We start from the raw sequence: 21,495 nt of genomic DNA on the forward strand, positions 1-21,495 counted from the left end.
CCCCTCGCCGAAAGCGCAAGGTTTCCTACGCAACGTTCATCGGCGTAGGGTGAGTCGGCCCCTAAGGCGAGGCAGAGATGCGTAGCTGATGGGAAACAGGTCAATATTCCTGTACCGATCAATAGTGCGATGTGGGGACGGAGAAGGTTAGCTCAGCCAACTGTTGGATATGTTGGTTCAAGCGTGTAGTCGTGCCCCTTAGGCAAATCCGGGGGGATTAGATGAGGCGTGATAACGAGTCTGCTTGCAGACGAAGTGAGTGATACCCTGCTTCCAAGAAAAGCCACTAAGCTTCAGCTATTGACGACCGTACCGCAAACCGACACTGGTGCGCGAGATGAGTATTCTAAGGCGCTTGAGAGAACTCTGGAGAAGGAACTCGGCAAATTGACACCGTAACTTCGGAAGAAGGTGTGCCTTTAGTAGGTGATCCATTTACTTGGTGAGCCCAATGAGGCCGCAGAGAATCGGTGGCTGCAACTGTTTATTAAAAACACAGCACTCTGCAAAGACGAAAGTCGACGTATAGGGTGTGACTCCTGCCCGGTGCTGGAAGATTAAATGATGGGGTGCAAGCTCTTGACTGAAGTCCCAGTAAACGGCGGCCGTAACTATAACGGTCCTAAGGTAGCGAAATTCCTTGTCGGGTAAGTTCCGACCTGCACGAATGGAGTAATGATGGCCACACTGTCTCCTCCAGAGACTCAGCGAAGTTGAAATGTTTGTGATGATGCAATCTCCCCGCGGAAAGACGGAAAGACCCCATGAACCTTTACTGTAGCTTTACATTGGACTTTGAACAGATCTGTGTAGGATAGGTGGGAGGCTTTGAAGTCAGGTCGCTAGATCTGATGGAGCCAACGTTGAAATACCACCCTGGTGTGTTTGAGGTTCTAACCTTGTCCCGTTATCCGGGATGGGGACAGTGTATGGTGGGCAGTTTGACTGGGGCGGTCTCCTCCCAAAGTGTAACGGAGGAGTTCGAAGGTACGCTAGATACGGTCGGAAATCGTGTCGATAGTGCATTGGCATAAGCGTGCTTGACTGCGAGACTGACAAGTCGAGCAGGTACGAAAGTAGGACAAAGTGATCCGGTGGTTCTGTATGGAAGGGCCATCGCTCAACGGATAAAAGGTACTCTGGGGATAACAGGCTGATACCGCCCAAGAGTTCATATCGACGGCGGTGTTTGGCACCTCGATGTCGGCTCATCTCATCCTGGGGCTGTAGCCGGTCCCAAGGGTATGGCTGTTCGCCATTTAAAGAGGTACGTGAGCTGGGTTTAAAACGTCGTGAGACAGTTTGGTCCCTATCTTCCGTGGGCGCTGCAAGATTGAGAGAGCCTGCTCCTAGTACGAGAGGACCGGAGTGGACGCACCTCTGGTGTATCGGTTGTCACGCCAGTGGCATTGCCGAGTAGCTAAGTGCGGAAGAGATAACCGCTGAAAGCATCTAAGCGGGAAACTCGTCTCAAGATGAGTCTTGCCGGGGCCTAGAGCCCCCTGAAGGGTCGTTCGAGACCAGGACGTTGATAGGCTGGGTGTGGAAGCGCAGTAATGCGTTAAGCTAACCAGTACTAATTGCCCGTGAGGCTTGACCCTATAACTTTGAGAGTCTGTGCGCAGCACGTCTCAAGGTGAGTGTTCAAGTTATGTCGTTCTTCGAAGCTACGAAGACGCAATCAAATTAAGCTGATTCCGCTGCCAAGCGATAAAACTTGCAGCGTGCAGATTGGATAAAACCAAGTTCTGCTGACTCTACGAATTGGGTTTATTGACCATGTCAATGAACCAACCAGTCAAGCCTGACGACCATAGCGACTTGGTCCCACTCCTTCCCATCCCGAACAGGACAGTGAAACGAGCCAGCGCCGATGATAGTGCGGATTCCCGTGTGAAAGTAGGTCATCGTCAGGCTATTTACCCCTCAAAACCCCTCCAGCTCAGGCTGTGAGGGGTTTTGTTTTTGGGTGATCTGAATATTCAGCCGGATTCAAGAGTGCGCGGCRMMCGAATCGGGCGGTGATGAGCAATGCCGCCTGCCGCCTGCCGACATGGGCAGATTTCGGATGCCCGTTGGGTGTGCTGTTGCCGTATTGAATTGGTGGCGCCAATTCAGGCCCRCTCAAAACAAATCAATTTGCGGAGCCAGGGGCGCCGCAGGCAGTTCCCAACTCGCGACTTCGCTGTAGCGGTAGCCCGCCCCGTCACCCTCGCTGCGGACAAGCAGCACGCGATCGATGGTCCAGTCGATGGGTTCTATCGCGATGGGCGCATCGGCGATTGCGGCGAGATAGCTGAGGGTGATGTGCGGCGCGTCTTGCGCCGACGCGCTGAGCCCTTGCTTTGCGAGCGCGGCGTTGATGGCACGTAGCAGATCGACGAATCCGGCCGGCATCCCTCTCGGCTTCAATGCGGAATAGCCTTCGTTGCTGACAATCCAGCTGAGCGTCATGGTGACAGCGTGCGCCGCGATCAAGCCACCCGCCCGCAGCAGGAGTTGTTCCACCTCCGGCATCTCGTCCGGCCAATAGCGACCCGACAGTGACTGATGCCAGTTGGCGCGCGCAACCAGCAAGGTGCGCAACCGCCGGTCCAAATGGAGTCCCTGAATTGCCGTTTCGATGCAGTCTCCTGCGTCAGCCGATGGGCAGGCCATGAACAGGTAGCGCGGCCGGCTCATCGGGTCCCCCGCCTCTCATCAAGACGATTTGTAATCGGTGGCGTCCGCTCAGTCACCTTAGTCCCTCACGCGCGACCGCCGCCCAGCGACTGCCGCACGAAGCGAACCAACGCACGTGCGGTTTCCGAGCCGCTAGGCAGCGGCAGGGTCAACGCTTGCACAGTGTCAATACCGGCCAGCATGCGCCATCCGGGCAGCACGTCGACCAGCGCAGCTGCCGTCAACGAGCCCAAGCTCGGCGTCCCGGCCGCAGCGTCGTCCTCATCCTGCAGCGCCCGCTGCGGCTCCACGCAGAAATCCGGTGCGATGACCAATCCGGCGCCGTGGCGCGCCAGAGCAACAAGCCCGTCCAGGTCGCTGCCCCAGGCCACCGCCTGCAGCGACACGCTCTGCCGTCGTCCATCGTCGTGCTGCCACTCGGTGACGACGGGCTCCTCTCCCTGGCCTAGCAGCAGCAGGGGTGCGTTGGCGAGATCTTGGGGCTCTTGCGCAGATGGGTGTCGGCCGCGACCGTAGACGCGGACCACAAACGGCAGCACCGGCTGGGCGACCCATTGCTCGGGTGGCTTGCTGGTGACGCGGAACGCGATGTCCAGCCCTTCGCGCATCAAGTCCACGCGGCGATCCGTGAAGAAGAGTTCGTAGCGCACGGCCGGGTGCAGCAGTTGGAAGCGCGCTAGCAAAGGCGCGAGCACGTGCCGCCCGAACCCGGCGGTGGCGCTGATGCGGATCGTGCCGTCGAGCTGGTCGCGCGCGTGCCGCAGGGCCAGGCGGGCGCTCTCTGCCGCATCACGAACGGCGCGGGCACGGGCGTGGAGGCGCCGGCCGGCCTCCGTCAGGCCCAGGCTGCGCGTGCTGCGAGCGAACAGCGCCAGGCCGACTGCGTTCTCGATAGCCGCAATGCGGCGGCTGATCGCCGCGCGTGTCAGCCCGAGGTCCCGCGCCGCCTGGGCAAAGCTGCCGGCCTGGGCAATGCGTGCGAAAAGCTCCAGCGCATTCGCGTCCAAAGCCTCTTCGGCAGCGGTCTGGCGGCGTCGGCCGACGCCAGGCGGGACGGGGTTATTTGTCGACATTTCGTTGACGATCTGGGGCTTGTGGACGATCTACTGCTTGAAAAGTTGCCAATCTAGACTGCCTCCACCGCCGCCACAAGCGCGCTGACCCGAGGTTCCGATGAACAGCCTTCCCTTGACCCCCGCCGATGCGCTGCCGCTGCCCATTCCGGCGACAAGTGCACTGGACCTGGACGACACCCACGCCCGCGACCTGCAGGTGCGTGTCTGTCCGACGCCGCTGCGTTGCAGCGATGGCCGCCTGCTTGCGGCGCAGTGGTTTGAGCCCCCGCATGCCGTCGGCGTGCGCGCGGTGGCCGTGATAGGGGCCGCAACGGCGGTGCCGGCCAGCTATTACCGCCACTTCGCGGAGTGGCTGGCCAGGCGCGGCTATGCCGTGTTGAGCTTCGACTATCGAGGCATCGCTGCCTCGCGCGAGGCTTTGCAGCCCGGCGAGGACGTGCGCCTGCGGGATTGGGCTCGGGTGGACATGGGCGCAGCCTTGCACGCGGCAGACAAGCGTCGGCGCGACGAGGCTGCGGCCCAGCGCCGCGAACTCGGCCTGCTGTGGGTCGGGCATTCGCTGGGTGGCAACTCGGTCGGCCTCGTGCCCGGCTTCGAGGACAAGGTGGATGCGCTGCTTGGCGTTGCGGCCCAGGTGGCCTACCTGGGGCATTGGTCAGGCTTCGCGCGCCTGCAGGCTTGGCTGTTCTTCCATCTGATGCTGCCGGTCGCAGTGAGGCTGTTCGGCCATGCGCCCGGCCGCATGCTCGGCCCGCGCGCCGAGAAGCTGCCTGCTGCCGCGGCGCTCGAATGGGCCGCGTGGGGGCGAAAGCCCGGCTTCCTGTTCGGCGACGAAAGCCTGGCGCGCGAGCGGAGCTACCACCGGTTTACCGGCCCGGCGCATCTGTGGAGCGTCACCGACGACCATCTTTTCGGTCCGGCCGCCGCCGTCGACGCGCTGGCCGGCCATTTCAGCGCCGCGCGCGTGCAGCGCCATGCCGTCGCTCCGGCCGATCTGGGCGTCAGCAAGATCGAGCATTTCGGCCCCTTCCGACGTGACCTGGGTGCCAAGCTTTGGCCGCGCCTGCTCGAGCCCATCGAAGCCGCGACACCTCGGCTTGCAGCACGCTTGCACTCGGCGTAAGCACCGCTGCGGTGCACGCTTGGGCGCGGCTAAGGTCGCGTCATGATTGACGACCGCTTTCTCGCCGACAACACCGCCGTGCTGCGCGCGCCGGTGCGGTTCTATTTCGACTTCTCCTCGCCCTATTCCTACATCGCCTCGGAGTGGATCGAGGCTGTCGCCGCCCGCCACGGCCGGCGCGTGCGATGGCATGCTGTCCTGCTCGGTGCAACCTTCCTGGCGGCTGAGCTGAAGCCGCCCGTCTCCCACCCGATCAAGCGCGACTACGCGCTGCGCGATTTCGAGCGCTCTGCCCGCTTCGCTGGGCTGCCCTATCGCCAGCCCGAGACTTTCCCGATCGCGACGCAGAACGCCGCGCGTGTGTTCTGGTGGCTTCACGATCAAGATCCGGCCCGCGCCGTTGTCTGGGCTCACGCTGGGCTGCGCGCCTACTTCACGCGCGGCGTCGTACTCAGCGACGCCGAGGCGTTGAAGGGCCTGCTGGCCGACTCCGACATCGACACCGATGCGGCGGTTGCCGCCTGGAGCGACCCCGCCTGGAAGGCCCGGCTCAGGGCTGAGAACGACGCGGCAGTCGCTGCCGGCGTGTTCGGTGCGCCCTATTTCATCGTCGACGGCGAGCCCTTCTGGGGCAACGACCGCCAGGCCCAGATCGAGCGTTGGCTGGGCAGCGGCCCGTTCAAGGGACTGGCCTGAGGATGTTCACGCTCGCGTCATGACATACGGGCAGCATGCCCGCCATGCCGACGACGCAAGACTCCGCTGCCGCCGACACGCCCACGCTGTCGGTGCGAACCGTCTGGATCTCTGACCTGCATCTGGGCACCCCCGGTTGCCAGGCCAAGGCCCTGCTCGACTTCCTGCGCGACGTCGAGTGCGAGACGCTCTACCTCGTCGGCGACATCATCGACGGCTGGCAGCTGCGCCGCTCCTGGTACTGGCCGCAGGCGCATAACGACGTCGTGCAGAAATTGCTGCGCAAGGCACGCAAGGGCACACGGGTCATCTTCATCCCCGGCAACCATGACGAGTTCGCGCGCAAATACCTCGCGCACAACTTCGGCGGCGTGGATGTGATGGAGGAAGCCATGCACGTGACGGCCGACGGCAAGCGGTTGTGGGTCACGCATGGTGACCTGTATGACGGCGTCATCCAGTGCGCGCGCTGGCTGGCTATTGCCGGCGACCTGGCCTACGAGTTCACGCTCAAGGTCAACCGCTGGTTCAACCGCATCCGCGCCAAATGCGGCCTGCCGTACTGGAGCCTGTCGCGCTATCTGAAACACAAGGTCAAGCGCGCGGTCAGCTACATCAACGAGTTCGAAAACGCCGTTGCCCGTGAGGCCAGGAAGCGCGGTGCGCACGGCGTTGTCTGCGGCCACATTCATCATGCGGAGATCCGCGAGATCGACGGCATCCTTTACTGCAATGACGGCGATTGGGTGGAGAGCCTGACAGCCCTCGTCGAGCACTTCGACGGCCGGCTGGAGATCATCGACCGAGGCGACGAAGCGGCATTGCCCGGCATGCTGCCTGCGCCGAAGACCGTGCCTGTGGCGCTGCCAATGCCGGCAGCCGCGAAGGCCGCGGCACCGGATACGGTCAGCTCAGCCTGAGCAATGCCTGGCCGGCGCGGATCTGCACGCCCGGGGCAATGCCCTCGGCCAGATCGAAGCCCTTGGGCACGAAGACGATGATGGTCGAGCCGTGCTCGAACCAGCCCATCTCCTGTCCCTTGGCATGTGGCACGGAGCAAGGCATCTCGTTCGCGCCCTTGCGGCCCAGATGCAGCAGTACGTCGAGGAAGTGCAGGCGGATGCTGGCCACCAGGATGGCCGCCACGGGTACCAGCGCAATCGGGTGGCCGCTCGACAGCGTCATTCGCACCACAGCGCGCTCGTTGCGGCAGAACAGCCGTTCCACACGCTTCAGTGCCACCGGATTCACGTTCCACGTGTCTCCGCTCAGATAGGTCACATGCTCCACCGTGCCGTCCGCCGGCGCGTGGAAGCGGTGGTACATCGCCGACGTCAGCCGCAGCGTGACGAAGCGGCCGCCCTCGAAGGCGCAGGCGTCCTGCGTCGGCCCGAACAGCTCTTCGGTCGAATACGGGAAGCCCTTGGCCTGGTAGACCATGCCGCGCTCGACGACGCCGGTTGCGCCGATGATCGCGTCGCTGGGGCTAGCGAACACGTCCGGTCGTGGATCGAACCTGCGCGAGCCGAGCTTCAGCTCGCGGGTGAAGCAATCCTTCAGCGAACGGAAGCTCTGGTGCTTGGCCTCGCTCAGGTCCAGCGGCGTGAACATCCGCCAGACGGCAATGGTCAGCCGCGTCAGCCACGGGCTCTCGATGCGTGAGAAGCGACCCATCATCTGCGTGAGCGCGATCCGCGGCACGCGGTTGGTCAGCAGGAAGTTCAAGTCTTCCTGCGCCACGAGGCGTTTGAACCATCCCCGGCGGGGCCGCGCGTGGTCATTCATCCCGACGCTCAGCGCGGGCGATGCTTCGCGGTCTTTCATCAGAACTTCTGCTCCAGCATCTCGCGAAAAACGCCGCGGCGGATGGCCTTGGCGGTCAGCTCGGGCGCGGTCCACCACCAGCCGTCAGCACGCATCTCGTCGCACGCGGCGATGAAGCGGTTCATAACCTCGGCGAACTCGGCGTCGCTGTAGTTCAGGCTGAAGATCAGCCGGCCCGTGCCCACCCAGCTCAGCGCCAGGCCATGCTTGCGCAGATAGAACTGCAGCATCCAGTGGTAGCGGCCGGGCTGGTCGTACATCACGGTCCAGATCGTCGACAGATTGGCCATGCGCACAGGCGCGCCGGCCGCCTGCAGGCGGGCGTTGAACTGCGCGCAGCGCGCGTTCCAGCGTGCGTCGAGGCCGTCGTACAGCGCTTTCGTCTCGGGGCGCTCGATCCGCTTCAGGAACGCCGCCATTGCGGCCACCACGTAGGGGTGCGCATTGAAGGTGCCGCGTGCAAAGCAGATGTCCACCGGCCGGTCCTCGCGGTAACGCTGCATCAGTGCGCGGCTGCCGCACACCACACCCACCGGCAACCCGCCGCCAAGCGTCTTGCCGTAGGTGACGAGGTCGGCCTTCACGCCGAAGTACGCTTGAGCGCCGCCCGGTGCCAGGCGAAAACCCACGAACACCTCGTCGAAGATCAGCACGATGCCGCGTGCCGTGCACACCTCGCGCAGCTTCTTGAGCCAGGCCGTGTAGGCCTCGCGGTCGTAGCTCGCGCGGCGGCTGCCGTCGATCAGCGCGGAGTCACCCGGCGCACTCGCGTTGGGATGAAGTGCCTGCAGCGGATTGACCAGCACGCAGGCGATGTCGCGGCGCGTCGCCAGCACCTTGAGCGAACGCTCGGCCATGTCCTGCAGCGTGAAAGTCTCGCGCGGCGGCAGCGGGTTGCCCGGGCCGGGCTGCACGTCCTCCCACCAGCCGTGGTAGGCGCCGGCAAAGCGCACCAGGCGCTTCTTCTTCGTGTGATACCGCGCCAGCCGCACGGCCTGCATGACCGCCTCCGTGCCGGACATGTGAAAGCTCACCTCGTCCTGCCCGGAGATGGCCTTCAGACGCGACAGCACGTCCAGCACGCAGGGGTGGTAGGCGCCAAGCACCGGGCCCAGATCACGGACCATGGCTGCTGCTTCGTCGATGCATTCCTTGTAGGCGTCGTAGCCCAGCACGTTGACGCCGTAGGAGCCGGTCAGGTCGTAGAGGCGATTGCCATCCAGGTCCTCAACCTGCACGCCTTCGCTGTGCTGCAGGAAGGCGCCCACCTTCAGACGCTCGCGCAGCACCGGGCTGAACTGGAAGGGCACGCGGTAGCGGCCCGTGAAGCGCAGATCAGAAATGGTGTCGCGCGCTTGTTCGGTGGCCGCGAGCGTCTTCGCGAAGCGGCTGTCGAACTCGGCGCCCAGGCGCTGCAGTGCGGCACGCCGTTGGGCAGCAACTTCCGTCGGTGCGCCGTCAGCGGCGAAAAACTGCGCCTCGTCGTAGGCATAGCCCGGCACCCAGCGCGCCAAGCGCTTGGCCATGCGCGAGTGCCCGGCCAGTGAGCGGTGCTTGGCCCGCGACAGCTCGATGCGCCGTTTGACCGCCGGCAACAGCGCGAGCACGCCCAGGGCCAGCGCCGAAAGAGTGAGGGTCTCGTCCATCAGCTCAATGCGCCTGCTGGCCCACGTGGTCCATCGGATCGATCAGCTGGCCGCGCAACAGGAACAGGGGCGCCTTCCAGTACAGCATCACGTCGTGAAAGGGGTCGGTGATGATCTTGAAACCCCAGGCCAGGCCCTGCATCAGGTTCTGCGTGACCCACAGCTGCACGACGCGGAACACCAGGCCCGTCACGCCCAGGCAGAACCAGGCCATGCCGACGTCCTCGATAAAGCCCTGCAGGCCTACGGCAGGCTGGATCAAACCGCCCAGCGACGGCGACAGCCACAGCACCAGCGGCAGTGCCACCCAGACCGACATCAGCACGATCTTGCGGCGGATGTTGTAGCCAATCTTGATCTCTTCCTTGTACTCGTCGGTGGCCTTGTTCACCTCGTCATAGCCACGCGGCTCGAAGAAGAAGTGGCCCGCCTGGCGCGTCGTCATCGATACGCACCAAGCCAGCAGTGCCGACCACGCGGGATTCACGAACAACAGCGCATACGACACCAGGAAGCTCAGCGCGCTGATCAGGTGCAGGCTTTGGTTGATGCGGCTGTGGTGGTAGTAGCGGTGGTCGTCCCAGCGCTGGGTCTTCAGGGTTTGAAAGAACTCGTTCACGTCCCGTCCTCGTGTTTGGGTGGCTAGCGGCGCGATGGTGGGCTGCTTGCGTGAAATCGGCGTGACGGTCCGGTTGTCATCGTGCTGTTGCATGAACTGCTGACCATGCGCGCATGAACACCCCACCCGACGCCGACGACATCCTGGTTGACGACTTGCCCGCGCCGCGCCATTCGCGTCGGCTCGCGGTGGTGACGGAGACCTATCCGCCCGAAGTCAACGGCGTCGCCATGTCGATGGCTCGCGTCGTGGACGGTCTGAACCGCCGCAACCACGACGTGCAGCTCATCCGCCCCCGCCAGCCAGCCCGGATGGGCATGCAGCCCACCGGCAAGCCCGAGATCGACGAAGTCCTGACCAAGGGCCTGCCCGTGCCGCTGTATCCCAACCTGCGCATGGGTGTGCCCAGCAAGCGCAGCCTCGTGAAGCTGTGGTCGCTGCGCCGTCCCGACGTCGTTCACATCGCGACCGAAGGGCCACTGGGTTGGTCGGCACTCCGGGCGGCCCAGCACCTGTCGCTGCCCGTCACGTCCGACTACCGCACCAACTTCCATGCCTACGGCAAGCACTACCGCCTGGGCCTGCTGTCCAAGCCCATCATGGGCTATCTGCGCAAATTCCATAACCGCTGCGACGCAACCATGGTGCCCACCGAGGCCATGCGCGTGCTGCTGGCCGAACGCGGCTTCGAGCGGCTGTCGGTGGTGGGCCGTGGTGTCGATACGCAGCGCTTCGATCCGGCGCGACGCAACGCTGCGATGCGCGCAAGCTGGGGCGCCGCGTCTGACGACCTGGTCATAGGTTACGTCGGCCGCCTGGCCCCCGAGAAGAACCTTGGCGTCGTGCTGGCCGCTTTTGAAGCTGTGAAGCGGCTGCAACCGCGTGCCCGCCTCGTCTTCGTCGGCGACGGGCCGATGCGTGCCGAGCTGGCGGCGCGTGTTCCCGACGCCGTGTTTGCAGGACAGCGCGGTGGCGACGATCTGGCGGCGCATTACGCAGGGCTGGACCTCTTCCTGTTTGCAAGCCTGACCGAGACTTTCGGCAATGTGACGACCGAGGCCATGGCCAGCGGCTGCGCCGTCATCGCCTTCGAGAGTGCGGCTGCGGGCGAGTTGATCCGTAGCGGCGTGAACGGCTGGCTGGCCGGTCCGGGCAAGGAAGACGCCTTTGTCGCGGCGGCGGGCGTTGCCGCCATGGACGCCAACGCCCGCCGGGTGGTGGCCGAGGCGGCGCGAGCCACGGCAAGGCGATTGGATTGGGCCGATATCACGGCGCGTTTCGAATCGGTGCTGGAAGGCGCCATCGCGCGCGGCGAGCCGGTGTTCCGACTGACGGGTTTGCAGGCCGCGGCCTGACGCGAGGCGCCTCTAGGCGCGGCTGCGGGTGTCCACCCAGATCAGCGCTGCAATCGCGCCCGCAACCAGCACGCCCAGCCCGCTGAGCGTCACCGCGATCGGCACACCCGCGGCTTCGCAGCCGGCATAGGTCGCCAGCATCGCCAGCACGCTCAGGTTTTCATTGAAGCCCTGCACGGCGATGGACCGCCCCGCGCTCAGCAGCGTCGCGCCGCGGTGCTGCAGCAGCGCGTTCAGGGGCACGACCATCGCGCCACCCACGGCGCCGACCAGAGCGAGCACGACCGCGGCCGTTGCCACCTCGCTGACCTCGGCCACCACTGGCATCAGCAGGCCCAGTGCGATGCCGGCCCAAAGCCCATGCCGCGCCTGGTGCAACGCCAGCCAGCGCCCTGCCGCCGCCGCGCCGCCGATGACGCCCACCGCCACCGCCGCCTGCAGATAGGCTGCCTGGCTCAAGGGCAGCGCGAGTGCCTCGCCAGCCCATCTCAACACCGCGAACTGCAGCGTCGCGCCGACGCCCCAGAACAGCGTCGTTGCCGCCAGCGACAAGCCACCCTCGCGGTCGCGCCAGAGTGTGCGGTTGGCAGCGCGGAATTCGCGCAGCAGCGTCGCTGGATCGTGCGCGACGCTGCGCTGGCGCCGCCCGCTGTCGGCGATGCCGGCGTTCAGCAGGCTGGACACCGCATAGATGACGAGCAGGGCCGCGAGCGAGCCCGTCAGCTTGTCGGCCGGCAGGTTCAGGCCATCGCAGAAGTCGGCCATGCCCGAGGCCAACCAAAGGGGGCTGACCAGCGCGCCGCCCAGCACCGCGCCCAGCAGTGCCGCGGAGACGACGCTGATCTCGATCCAGCCATTTGCCTTCACGAGCGCCTCGGGCGCCGCCATCTCGGTGATGAGGCCGTACTTGGCCGGCGCATAGGCCGCGGCGCCGAGGCCGACGACCGCCAGCGCGGCGACCGGGTGCAGGCCGAAGGCCAGCAGCGCGAGGCCCACCATCTTGACGAGGTTCATCACCGCCATCACACGCCCCTTGGCGAAGGCGTCGGCCAGCGGGCCAACCCAAGGCGCGAGCAGCACGTAGGCGGCCATGAAGCCGACCTTCAGCAGCGGCGCCCACCAGGGCGCGAAGCCCTGCTGGATGAGCAGGGCGATGGCGACGATCAGCAGTGCGTTGTCGGCCAGCGCGGACGCGAACTGCGCGCCGATGACGAGGCTGAAGCCGCGCGGCAGGGCAGGTCGTGCAGTGCAGAGCGAGGTGGCGGCGGAGGAAGTGGCATGCACGAGCGCCGCACTGTCGCGGCGTCACGTGAAATGCTGATGACGCGCGCTTCTCTCAGGGCAGCGGGTGCACGCGCTCCTCGCGGTCCCACTGCCGCGTCGCGGCGGCTTCGACGAAGACCAGGGCCTTGGCATCCAGCGTGCAGACGCCATCGTCGGGCACGATGTGCAGGGCCTCGATCAGCACCTTGCCGCCCTCGTCATGGCCGATGGCTTTCAGGTGGGCATAGGCCTGGCGTACGAAAGTGGCGGCGGTGTCGTCCTGCGCGAGCTGCTGTGCGGCGGCTGAAGACAACACCAGTGCAACGGCGTCGAAGGCCGCGGCGGGGCTGCCGGCCAGGCGGGCGTCGGCAGGCTGCAGTGTGCCGTCACTGAGCTTGGCGCCGCCGATGCGGGGGCTGAGCTTCTGCACCTTGGCGCCCGCTTTGCGCAACGCCTTGTCGACAACAGCCAGTCGCTTGGCGTCGGAGTTGTCGCTGAAGAGGATGGCCACGCAGCGGTCCTGCAGCGAGGGCGGGGTCTTGTCGATGATGCTCAAGGCGGGTGAGGGTGGCAGGTCCTGCACGGGCGCGGCAGGTTTCGCGGCGGGCGGGAGGGCGGCCAGCCCCAGGCCGTTGGTGACGCGCTGGGCGAGGTCGCCGTCAATGACGCGCAGATGGCCCACCATGCGTTCGCGCACGGCCGATGTCTCCACCTTGCTCAGCTCGAACACCAGCGCCGATGCGATATGCGCCTGCTCCAGCGCGTTCTGGCTGCGGAAGAACATGCGAGCCTGGCTGTAATGGTCGGCAAAGCTCGCGGGGCGGATGCGGCCCTTGGCGTCGGGCTCGCCGGGCGCGGCAAAGCTCTGGAAACCACGCGGCGCCTCGTAGGGTGCGTCCGGCTGCAGGCTGCTCGGCTCGTACGCCACACGCCCGTTCGGCACGCGCGTCTGCATGTGACCGTCGCGCGTCGTCGTGTGGAAGGGGCACTTGGGCGCATTGATGGGCAGCTGGTCGAAGTTGGGCGTGCCCAGGCGCGACAGCTGCGTGTCCAGGTAGCTGAAGAGCCGTCCCTGCAGCAGCGGATCGTTGGAGAAGTCCACGCCCGGCGGGAGATTGGCGGGGCAGTAGGCGACCTGCTCGTTCTCGGCGAAATGGTTGGCGGGGTTGCGGTTCAGCGTCATGCGGCCGATGACGGTCAGCGGCACCAGCTCCTCGGGGATGAGCTTGGTCGGGTCCAGGTGGTCGAAGGGGAATTCGGCTGCCTGCGCTTCGGTGAAGAGCTGCACGGCCAGGTCCCAGGCGGGGAAGCGGCCGTCTTCGATCGCCGTCCACAGGTCGCGGCGATGGGCATCGGGGTCGGCGCCGGCGAGCTGCACGGCCTCGTCCCACAGCGTGCTTTGCAGGCCCAGCGCGGGCCGCCAGTGGAACTTGCAGAAGGTGCTCTTGCCCTTGGTGTCCAGCAGCCGGAAGCTGTGGATGCCGAAGCCCTCGATGAAGCGCAGCGAGCGCGGGAGGGTGCGGTCGCTCATGGCCCACATGATCATGTGCAGGCTCTCGGGCATCAGCGAGATGAAATCCCAGAAAGTGTCATGCGCGCTGGCCGCCTGGGGGAAGCCGCGGTCGGGTTCCATCTTGACGGCATGGACGAGGTCGGGGAACTTCATCGCGTCCTGGATGAAGAACACCGGAATGTTGTTGCCCACCAGGTCCCAATTGCCCTCGGGCGTGTAGAGCTTGACGGCGAAGCCGCGCACGTCGCGCGGCGTGTCCACCGAGCCGGCGCCGCCGGCCACGGTGGAGAAGCGCGTGAACACCGGTGTCTTCACGCCCACCTCGGTCAGCACGCGGGCCGTCGTGTACTTGGCCAGCGAGGTGTGCAGCTCGAACACGCCATGCGCCGCCGAGCCGCGCGCATGCACGATGCGTTCGGGAATGCGCTCGTGGTCGAAGTGCGTGATCTTCTCGCGCAGGATGAAGTCTTCCAGCAGAGTCGGCCCGCGCGCGCCGGCCTTCAGCGAGGTCTGGTTGTTGGTGACCGGAATGCCCTGGTTGGTCGTCAACGGTGGATGCGTGCCGCCGGCGCCGTGATGCAGTTCGCCCCCGGTTCCGCGCTGGACCGAGGCGGGCGAGGTGTCGGTGCGGCGGGGCTTGGCCATGCGTGGCTCCTGGTGTTGGCGGGGTGCCCGAGCACTCTAGGAAGTCAGCGCGGATGGAGCTGTAGGACTCGACCGCGGATACATCTGCGGGCCGTGCGGCAACTGCACATGCAGCGATTTGCATTGCCGTTGGTGCGACGCAGGCAGCACCAGTGACCCTAGTTGCCCTGCGCCTCGAACAGCAGCGCCAACTGGCTCGCGATCAGCAGCTCCTGGCGCGTCCACGCCCGTGTCGCACGGGCGTCAACCAGCCACAGGGCGCCGGCCAGCTGCGCACCGTCGTACAGCGGCACCTCGATGCGCGCCTCGGCCGCGCCAGTCAGGCCCGACAGCTCGGCATGGCAGGGATGCAGGGCGGCGTCCGGCAGGGCCAGCGGCGCGCCGTGGCGGGTCAGCAGATCGACATAACGCGGCTGCTCATCAGCATTCAGCCCGCCGCGGCCGACCGGCCAGCGAATCACATTGGCCAGGCCGAGGATGCGCGCACTGGCCGTTTTCAGCTCGGCCAGCGCCTCGGGCGGCGGCGAAGCAGCCAGGCGCTGACGCTGGCCGCACAGGTGCAGCAGCAACTCCTCGGGCGTGACCGGCGTGTCGGTCTCCTCGGCCGGCAGCGCGGCCACCGTTGCGCGTGCGGGAAGGCTCAGGCGCTCGATCTCGGACTGCAGGGCCAGGTGTTGCCAGAGGTGGTCCAGCGCGCCGGGGGCATCGCCCTCGGCCTGCAGCAGTTCGGCCAGTTGCAGATGGGCCTGGCGTGCCTGCGCACGGGCCTGGATGCGTTGAGCGAGGGCCAAGCCGTGGCGGGTCGAGCGCACGGCGGCGGCGTTGTCGCCGCGGGCCAGGGCGATCTCGGTCCAGGTGCGGCTGGCCGCGGCCTCAAGCCACGGATAGCCTTGACGGGCGGCGATGTCCAGCGCCAGCCGGCAATCGGCCACGGCCCAGTCCATGCGCTGGCGGGCCAGGGCGGCGCGCGCGAGATGCCAATGCGCCTCGGCCTCGAAGACGCGATGGCCGCCACGCCGCGCCGCCGCCAGCCCATGGCTGAAATGGCGCTCGGCGGCGGGCAGGTCGCCAGTCTCAAAACTGCCGACGCCGATGTTCAGTGCCAGCTTGGCGGCCAGGTAGCTGTCGTCGCCGCCGCCGAGCTTGAGTTGCTCGCCAGCGTCACGCATCTGGCGCAAGCCGCGCGCCCAGTCGGCCTGGGCGTAATGAATCTGTCCGAGGCCAATGCGCGCGGCCACGCCGGCCTGCAAATGACCGCTGACCTCCGCGAGGTCCAGTGCCCGCGACCATTGCTCACTGGCGAGTTGATATTCGCCCTGCTGGTAGGCAATACGCCCGAGCGCCTCGCAAACCCGCGCGGCCTGCACCGGGAAATGTCCGGCGGCTGCCAGCGCACCGGCTTGTTCAAGGGCCGGCAGCAATTCCAGCGCCCGTCCGCGCGGCTCCAGCAGACCGAAGCGCGCGTAGAGTGCATCCACACCGACAGCGGTGTCGCCGGCCGTGAAAGCGTTTACGCTGAGCGATTCGAGCAGCCTGTCGGCCGCTCGCGGATGGCGGTGCGCGACGCGGCCAATGCGGCCCAGCAGATCGCCCAGGGCCTCGCTGGCGGCAGGATGAAGAATGAACACGGCGGCCGTTTCGGGTTGGTTTCTCACTGGTATTCTTGTCGATTCCGAGGGCGGGTGCGGCCTGACTGGGGCCAATCCGTAGCCTGCTTGAGCGGCCATAGACCAGTTTAAAACCAATTGACGGCCCCTGCCGTTGGTATTAGAGTGGTATCGACTGAATCATGTCGATCATGCCCCTCGTTCTGAATCCTTCACTTTTGACCTCCCGCGACTCTGGCCGCCCTGCGCGCTACCGGGTCGGCATCGATGGGGGCGGCACCAGCACCCGCGCCATCGTGGCCGACGTCGAGGGCCGGATTCTCGGCCGCGGTGAGGCCGGCGCATCGGCCCTCGGCCAGGGCGCGGCGCAGGCTTGGCGCCCCATCGGCGAGGCCATTGCCGCAGCCGGCGTGCCGGGGCTGGCCTTGAAGGATTGCGCCCTCGGCCTGGGCCTGTCCGGCACCGGAGTGCCGGCGCAATTGCAGGCCTTTGTCGCGGCCAACCCCGGCGTTGCCAGTTTGACGCTGGTCACCGACGGCCTCGTGGCCCTGCTTGGGGCTCACGGCGGCCAGCCCGGCGCGCTGCTGATCTCCGGCACCGGCTCAGTCGCCGAGGCCCTGCTGCCCGACGGCAGCCGCCGCATGGTGGGCGGCTGGGGCTGGCAAATCGGCGATGAGGGCAGTGGCGCGTGGCTCGGCCAACAGGCCATGAAGCTTGCTCAAGCCGCCTACGACAGCCGCATCCCGGCCGGTCCGCTGGTGCAGGCCGTCTGGCGCCAGACTGGCGCGACGCGCGAAGAAATGCTGGGCTTCTGTGCCCAAGCCGGGCAGAGGGGCTATGCCAGCTTGGCGCCCCTGGTCTTCGAACACGAAGAAAACGACCCTGCCGCCAGCGTGCTACTGGCGCAGGCAGCGGGTGCGCTCGACGCCCTCGCTGCCGCCCTCCATCCCACCCTGCCGCTGGCCCTGGCCGGCAGCATCGCGCTGCGCCTGGCGCCGCGCCTCAGCCCGGCCTTGCAGTCCCGCCGTGTCGAACCTCAGGGCGAGCCGGTCATCGGCGCGCTCTGGTTGATTCAACAACAAGAAATGAACCACGCATGAGCGCCGTCTTCAATTTCAAGCCTGATCCCAATGCGGCGTCGCCGCTCTATATGCAGCTCGCGCAGAGCTTGGCGACGGCCATCCGCGAGGGTGTCTTCCACGCCGACGAGGCCCTGCCCAGCGAGCGCGTGCTGGCTGAGCAGCTCGAGCTGTCGCGCGTCACCGCGCGCAAGGCCATCGACCGGTTGGTCGAGCAGGGGCTCATCATCCGCAAGCGCGGCTCGGGCAACTACATCGCGCCCAAGCTCGAGCAGCCGCTGACCCGCCTGACCAGCTTCTCGGAGGAGCTGCACCAGCGCGGTTTCGTGCCCAGCTCGCGCTGGCTGCTGCGCGGCTTCACGCCAGCCGCGCCCGACGAGCAGCTGTCGCTGGAGCTCAAGAGCGGTGAGCGCGTCGCTCGCCTGGAGCGCTTGCGCCTGGCCGACTCGGTCGTCATGGCCTATGAAGTCTCGGTGCTGCCGCAGACCGTATTGCCCGATCCGCAGAAGGTCGAGGCGTCGCTCTACACCCATCTTGGCGACCGCGCTCCGGTGCGTGCGCTGCAGCACATCCGCGCACTGAACGCCGACGCGAAGCTCGCCGGTCTGCTGGAGGTGCCGTTAGGTGCCGCCGTGCTGTTCATCACGCGCGTGGGCTATCTGTCGTCAGGCCAGGCCGTGGAGCTGACGCATTCCTACTGCCGCAGTGACTACTACGACTTCGTGGCCGAGATGCGCAGGGACTGACGGCATGCGACTCGAAGGCGACATCGTCACGCCCCAGGGCGTGATCACCGGCCACCTGGACATCGCCCACGGCCGCATCGCGGCCGTCAGCGGCACGCCCATCGATGTCTCGCGCGCCGGCGAGGGCGGCCGGACCATCCTGTTGCCCGGCTTCATCGACACCCATGTGCATGGCGGCGGTGGCCGCGACACGATGGAGGGCGGCGACGCCATCGCGACGATTGCGCGCCGCCACGCCCGCCACGGCACCACGGCCCTGCTGGCCACGACGATGACGGCGCCGGTGGGCGAGATCGAGGCCGCGTTGAAGGCCCTCGGCCCGGTCTGCCGCGAGCGAGGCCACCAGTCGGCGCGCGTGCTCGGCGTGCATCTTGAAGGCCCCTACATCAGCCCTGATCGCCTCGGTGCCCAGCCTGCGCATGCCATCCCCGCGACGCTGGAAGAGATGCAGCGGCTCAACGAATTCGCGCCCATCAAGGTGCTGACCATCGCGCCCGAGATGGCCGGCCACCTGGCGCTGATCGGCCCGCTGCGCGACGCTGGCATCCGTGTGCAGATCGGCCACAGCAATGGCGGCTATGACGACGGCGTGGCGGCCCTCCAGGCTGGCGCCGCGGGCTTCACCCACCTCTTCAACGCCATGACCGGCCTGCACCACCGCGAGCCCGGCATGGTCGGCGCGGCGCTCGCCCATGGCGAACACGCCGAGCTCATCCCCGACCTCATGCATGTGCACCCCGGCGCCATCCGCGTCGCGCTGCGCTGCATCCCCGGCCTGTTCTGCGTGACCGACTCGACCGCCGCCGCCGGCATGCCCGACGGCGAATACCGCCTGGGCGAATACACGGTGCAGAAATGCCTGGGCGGTGTGCGCCTGGCCGACGGCACGCTGGCCGGCAGCGCGCTGACCATGGACCAGGCCCTGCGCAATCTCGTGCACGTGCTGGGCCTGGACCTGATGGATGCCGCACGGCGCGTGTCGACCGCCGCGGCCGACTACCTGGGCCTGGCCGATCGCGGGCGCCTCGCCGCCGGCGCATGGGCTGATGTGGTGGTGATGGATGCAGCGCTGCAGTTGCGGCGCGTCTTTGTTGAAGGTGAAGAGATCGATGTCGTCGTTGATGCTTGAAGAGGCGCTGAGTGCGCCGGACGTGGTGGCCCGCCAACTGGCAGCGGACCCGCTGAGCTATACCCGCCTGGGCCAGGCGCTGCAGGAGCAGCCGCCCAGCAGCGTGCTGACGATTGCGCGCGGCAGCTCCGACCATGCGGCTCACTACCTGGCCTACCTCGTCATGGCGCGCCTGGGCCGGCTGGTCACCTCGCTGCCGATGTCGCTGATCACGCTCTACCAGAGCCGCATCCACTGCCAGGGCCTGCTGTCGATGGCCTTCTCGCAGTCCGGCCAGAGCCCCGACCTGATCGCGCCGACGAAGTTCTTCCGCGAAGGAGGTGCGCGCACGGTGGCCTTCGTCAACGCCAGCGGCTCGCCGCTCGCGGCCGCGGCGGAACACGTGTTCGAGCTGCACGCCGGCCCCGAGAAGAGCGTGGCCGCTACGAAGAGCTATATCGCCCAGCTGGTGGCCGGCGCCCGCGTCGTCGCTGCCTGGCAGCAGGACGGCGCCCTGCGCGCCGCGCTGAACGTGCTGCCCATCGCGTTGGAGCGGGCCGCCAAGCTGGATTGGAGCGCCGCGCTGCCGGTGCTGCAGAACGAGGACCGCCTCTTTGTGCTCGGCCGTGGCACGGGCCTGGCCGTCGCGATGGAAGCGGCGCTCAAGCTCAAGGAAACCTGCGGTATCCAGGCCGAGGCTTTCTCGGGCGCCGAGGTCAAGCACGGCCCCATGGCCCTGGTGCGCGACGGCTATCCACTGCTGATCTTCGCGCCGCGCGGCCCGGCCCAGGCCGGCCTGCTGGCCATCGCCGAGGAAATGCGCAGCCGTGGTGGCCGCGTGCTGCTGGCCGCCCCCATCGGTACGCCCGGCGCCGAGCTGCCGCTGGTCACGACGGGCAACGAGGACCTCGATCCCATCGCCCTCGTGCAGAGCTTCTATCCCATGGTCGAGGCGCTGGCGCGAGCTCGTGGCTTCAACCCTGACGTCCCGCCCAACCTGGCCAAAGTCACCAAGACGCATTGATCATGAGCAACTTTGATCCCGGCCGTCTCGTGATGGTCGACATCCCCGGCCCTTCGCTCGATGCGGACACGGCCGCCTTCCTGCGCGAGCAGAAGATCCGCTCGGTCTGCCTGTTCCGCAAGAACATCGGCACGGAGGGCGAGGTCAAGGCGCTGATGCGCGATCTCATCGACGTGCTGGGACCCGAGGCGCTGATCGGTATCGACCAGGAAGGCGGCGCGGTCGTCCGCGTGACCTTCCTGCCGCAGCCGCCGTCCGCCATGGCGCTGGGCGCGAGCGGTGACGCCGACCGGGCCGAGGCCGTGGGCGCGGCGGTGGCGCGCGGGCTGAAGTCGCTGGGCATCAACTGGAATTTCGCGCCGGTGCTCGACGTCAACAACAACCCGGCCAACCCGGTCATTGGCGAGCGCAGCTTTTCCAACGACCCGGTCGAGGTCAGCCGTCTCGCGGCTGCGTGGATGCGTGGCTCGCTGCGCGAAGGCGTGGCCTGCTGCGTGAAGCACTTCCCCGGCCATGGCGACACGCATGTGGACTCGCACCACGCCCTGCCCACCGTCGACAAGACGCGTGCCGAGCTGAACGCACTGGAGCTGGCGCCCTTCAAGGCACTGGCCTCGCAGGCGCCGGCCATGATGACGGCCCACATCGTCTACCCGCAGATCGACCCTGACCGCCCGGCCACGCTGTCGCCGCAACTGATCGGCGGCATCCTGCGCCAGGACTGGGGCTATGACGGCGTCGTCATCACCGATGCGCTGATGATGAAGGCCGTGGCCGAGCGCTTCGGCTACGCCAGGTCCGCCGTCATGGCCATCGAGGCCGGCGCCGACATGGTGCTGGCCCAGGGCTCGCCGGCCGAGCAGCTCGTCGCCATCAACGCGCTGCGCGACGCCTTCGCCAGCGGCCGGTTGACGGCCGAGCAGGGCGAGACGGCCAATCGCCGCCTCGACCGCCTCGCCGCCGCCTACCCGGCCCGTGCCGTGGACGACAGCGCTGCCCGCGCCGCCGACCATGCGTTGATGTCCGAAGCCTGGGCCGCGGGCCTGACCGCACTGCGCGGTGCCAGGCCGCCGGCTTTGGATGCACCCATCCGCGTCATCGTGCAGGGCGATGTGCCGACCGACATGGTCTCCGAGGCCGGCCCCACTGGCCGACAAGCCGTGGCCCTGTTCGAGTCCTTCAGCGACGCCCAGGTCCAGATGGTCGACGACATCGCCCAGCTCGACTGGCGCACCGTGCCCAAGGACGGGCGTGTCAATGTGCTGGTCTCTACGCGCCGCGCCCGCTACGGCTTGGCCGCGAGCGAGTGGCGACCCGACCTGCACCTGTCGCTGTGGAACCCCTACCAGAGCCTGGACGTCGCCGGCCCGACCGTGCTGAGCTGGGGCTTTGCGCCTGGTGCGCTGGCCGGCCTGAAGGCCTGGCTGGAAGGTCGAACCCAAGCCACCGGCCGCGCGCCGCAGGGACTGCAGTGATGGAACAGGCTCGG

17 protein-coding genes and 2 rRNA genes (1 of these 19 running past the window's edge) are annotated in these 21,495 nt (G+C 66.9%); 11 read left to right on the forward strand and 8 right to left on the reverse strand.

The annotated features are described in order from the left end of the window. Positions 1-1,601 (forward strand): 23S ribosomal RNA (locus tag ACXJLH_RS26955); it begins 1,278 nt to the left of the window's first position. Between the two features lie 202 nt (positions 1,602-1,803). Continuing rightward, positions 1,804-1,916 (forward strand): 5S ribosomal RNA (gene rrf, locus ACXJLH_RS26960). Positions 1,917-2,124: 208 nt separating this feature from the next. On the opposite strand, the gene ACXJLH_RS26965 is transcribed toward rrf, so the two are convergent. Together ACXJLH_RS26965 and ACXJLH_RS26970 are read right to left on the reverse strand one after the other, a co-directional pair. Continuing rightward, positions 2,125-2,682: a 2'-5' RNA ligase family protein gene (locus ACXJLH_RS26965; RefSeq protein ID WP_457447425.1), complete on the reverse strand. Its 558-nt coding sequence runs from the start codon at positions 2,680-2,682 to the stop codon at positions 2,125-2,127. Positions 2,683-2,747: 65 nt separating this feature from the next. Next, a complete protein-coding gene (locus ACXJLH_RS26970) occupies positions 2,748-3,689 on the reverse strand; it encodes a LysR family transcriptional regulator (protein WP_457447427.1) in 942 nt (313 codons plus the stop codon). 166 nt (positions 3,690-3,855) lie between these two features. Here ACXJLH_RS26970 and ACXJLH_RS26975 point away from each other — a divergent pair, with 166 nt between their 5' ends. Genes ACXJLH_RS26975 through ACXJLH_RS26985 form a run of 3 tightly spaced genes read left to right on the forward strand, consistent with a single transcriptional unit; the run spans position 3,856 to position 6,497 of the window. Then, positions 3,856-4,881 (forward strand): alpha/beta hydrolase family protein, encoded by a 1,026-nt coding sequence (locus ACXJLH_RS26975; protein WP_457447429.1) that lies wholly within the window; start codon positions 3,856-3,858, stop codon positions 4,879-4,881. Between the two features lie 42 nt (positions 4,882-4,923). Continuing rightward, positions 4,924-5,577, forward strand: coding sequence for a DsbA family protein (locus ACXJLH_RS26980; RefSeq protein ID WP_457447431.1), 654 nt, complete (start codon positions 4,924-4,926; stop codon positions 5,575-5,577). A gap of 35 nt (positions 5,578-5,612) precedes the next feature. After that, positions 5,613-6,497, forward strand: a complete 885-nt coding sequence (locus ACXJLH_RS26985) for a UDP-2,3-diacylglucosamine diphosphatase (protein ID WP_056194611.1) — start codon at positions 5,613-5,615, stop codon at positions 6,495-6,497. Here the strand turns inward: ACXJLH_RS26985 and asd are convergent. Genes asd through ACXJLH_RS27000 form a run of 3 tightly spaced genes read right to left on the reverse strand, consistent with a single transcriptional unit; the run spans position 6,484 to position 9,666 of the window. After that, positions 6,484-7,401 carry an archaetidylserine decarboxylase gene (asd, locus tag ACXJLH_RS26990; protein ID WP_457447433.1) on the reverse strand — a complete coding sequence of 306 codons (918 nt, stop codon included), beginning with the start codon at positions 7,399-7,401 and terminating at the stop codon, positions 6,484-6,486. The two genes, ACXJLH_RS26985 and asd, sit on opposite strands and share 14 nt — an antisense overlap. After that, on the reverse strand, positions 7,401-9,047 hold the full coding sequence (locus ACXJLH_RS26995; protein WP_457447434.1) for an aminotransferase class III-fold pyridoxal phosphate-dependent enzyme: 1,647 nt from the start codon (positions 9,045-9,047) through the stop codon (positions 7,401-7,403). Before ACXJLH_RS26995 ends, asd begins: the two co-directional genes overlap by 1 nt. Before the next feature lie 4 nt (positions 9,048-9,051). Continuing rightward, entirely contained in the window at positions 9,052-9,666 is a 615-nt protein-coding gene (locus tag ACXJLH_RS27000) for an Mpo1-like protein (RefSeq protein WP_056194663.1), read from the reverse strand. A 113-nt stretch (positions 9,667-9,779) separates the two neighbouring features. Between ACXJLH_RS27000 and ACXJLH_RS27005 the strand changes: the two genes are divergently transcribed. Further along, on the forward strand, positions 9,780-11,021 hold the full coding sequence (locus tag ACXJLH_RS27005; RefSeq protein ID WP_457447436.1) for a glycosyltransferase family 4 protein: 1,242 nt from the start codon (positions 9,780-9,782) through the stop codon (positions 11,019-11,021). A gap of 12 nt (positions 11,022-11,033) precedes the next feature. On the opposite strand, the gene lplT is transcribed toward ACXJLH_RS27005, so the two are convergent. The 3 genes from lplT to ACXJLH_RS27020 form a co-directional block, all read right to left on the reverse strand. Next, positions 11,034-12,305 carry a lysophospholipid transporter LplT gene (gene lplT / locus ACXJLH_RS27010; protein WP_457447438.1) on the reverse strand — a complete coding sequence of 424 codons (1,272 nt, stop codon included), beginning with the start codon at positions 12,303-12,305 and terminating at the stop codon, positions 11,034-11,036. Positions 12,306-12,357: 52 nt separating this feature from the next. After that, complete coding sequence (locus ACXJLH_RS27015) at positions 12,358-14,442, reverse strand: catalase (RefSeq protein WP_457447440.1); 2,085 nt, start codon at positions 14,440-14,442, stop codon at positions 12,358-12,360. A gap of 158 nt (positions 14,443-14,600) precedes the next feature. After that, a complete protein-coding gene (locus ACXJLH_RS27020; protein ID WP_457447442.1) occupies positions 14,601-16,070 on the reverse strand; it encodes a hypothetical protein in 1,470 nt (489 codons plus the stop codon). Between the two features lie 197 nt (positions 16,071-16,267). Between ACXJLH_RS27020 and ACXJLH_RS27025 the strand changes: the two genes are divergently transcribed. From ACXJLH_RS27025 to nagZ, 5 genes are read left to right on the forward strand one after another with little or no spacing between them, the layout of a single operon-like run. Next, positions 16,268-17,149 carry a BadF/BadG/BcrA/BcrD ATPase family protein gene (locus ACXJLH_RS27025; protein WP_457447444.1) on the forward strand — a complete coding sequence of 294 codons (882 nt, stop codon included), beginning with the start codon at positions 16,268-16,270 and terminating at the stop codon, positions 17,147-17,149. Further along, positions 17,146-17,874 (forward strand): GntR family transcriptional regulator, encoded by a 729-nt coding sequence (locus ACXJLH_RS27030; protein WP_056194626.1) that lies wholly within the window; start codon positions 17,146-17,148, stop codon positions 17,872-17,874. Before ACXJLH_RS27025 ends, ACXJLH_RS27030 begins: the two co-directional genes overlap by 4 nt. A 4-nt stretch (positions 17,875-17,878) precedes the next feature. After that, the gene (gene nagA, locus ACXJLH_RS27035; protein ID WP_457447446.1) at positions 17,879-19,003 is read left to right on the forward strand and encodes an N-acetylglucosamine-6-phosphate deacetylase; all 1,125 of its coding nucleotides are present in this window, start codon (positions 17,879-17,881) and stop codon (positions 19,001-19,003) included. Next, complete coding sequence (locus ACXJLH_RS27040) at positions 18,984-20,006, forward strand: SIS domain-containing protein (RefSeq protein ID WP_457447448.1); 1,023 nt, start codon at positions 18,984-18,986, stop codon at positions 20,004-20,006. Before nagA ends, ACXJLH_RS27040 begins: the two co-directional genes overlap by 20 nt. A 2-nt stretch (positions 20,007-20,008) precedes the next feature. Further along, positions 20,009-21,481 (forward strand): beta-N-acetylhexosaminidase, encoded by a 1,473-nt coding sequence (nagZ, locus tag ACXJLH_RS27045; RefSeq protein ID WP_457447449.1) that lies wholly within the window; start codon positions 20,009-20,011, stop codon positions 21,479-21,481. Positions 21,482-21,495 lie beyond the last annotated feature (14 nt).

The sequence above is a fragment of the Roseateles sp. P5_E4 genome (genome assembly GCF_054049255.1).

Bases quoted from the DNA above. Each gene is read 5' to 3' on its own strand.
- ACXJLH_RS27015 (WP_457447440.1), bottom strand. From the start codon at position 14,442: ATGGCCAAGCCCCGCCGCACCGACACCTCGCCCGCCTCGGTCCAGCGC.
- ACXJLH_RS27040 (WP_457447448.1), top strand. From the start codon at position 18,984: ATGTCGTCGTTGATGCTTGAAGAGGCGCTGAGTGCGCCGGACGTGGTG.
- ACXJLH_RS27005 (WP_457447436.1), top strand. From the start codon at position 9,780: ATGAACACCCCACCCGACGCCGACGACATCCTGGTTGACGACTTGCCC.
- ACXJLH_RS26985 (WP_056194611.1), top strand. From the start codon at position 5,613: ATGCCCGCCATGCCGACGACGCAAGACTCCGCTGCCGCCGACACGCCC.
- ACXJLH_RS27030 (WP_056194626.1), top strand. From the start codon at position 17,146: ATGAGCGCCGTCTTCAATTTCAAGCCTGATCCCAATGCGGCGTCGCCG.
- asd (WP_457447433.1), bottom strand. From the start codon at position 7,401: ATGAAAGACCGCGAAGCATCGCCCGCGCTGAGCGTCGGGATGAATGAC.
- ACXJLH_RS26975 (WP_457447429.1), top strand. From the start codon at position 3,856: ATGAACAGCCTTCCCTTGACCCCCGCCGATGCGCTGCCGCTGCCCATT.
- nagA (WP_457447446.1), top strand. From the start codon at position 17,879: ATGCGACTCGAAGGCGACATCGTCACGCCCCAGGGCGTGATCACCGGC.
- nagZ (WP_457447449.1), top strand. From the start codon at position 20,009: ATGAGCAACTTTGATCCCGGCCGTCTCGTGATGGTCGACATCCCCGGC.
- ACXJLH_RS26980 (WP_457447431.1), top strand. From the start codon at position 4,924: ATGATTGACGACCGCTTTCTCGCCGACAACACCGCCGTGCTGCGCGCG.
- ACXJLH_RS26995 (WP_457447434.1), bottom strand. From the start codon at position 9,047: ATGGACGAGACCCTCACTCTTTCGGCGCTGGCCCTGGGCGTGCTCGCG.
- ACXJLH_RS26965 (WP_457447425.1), bottom strand. From the start codon at position 2,682: ATGAGCCGGCCGCGCTACCTGTTCATGGCCTGCCCATCGGCTGACGCA.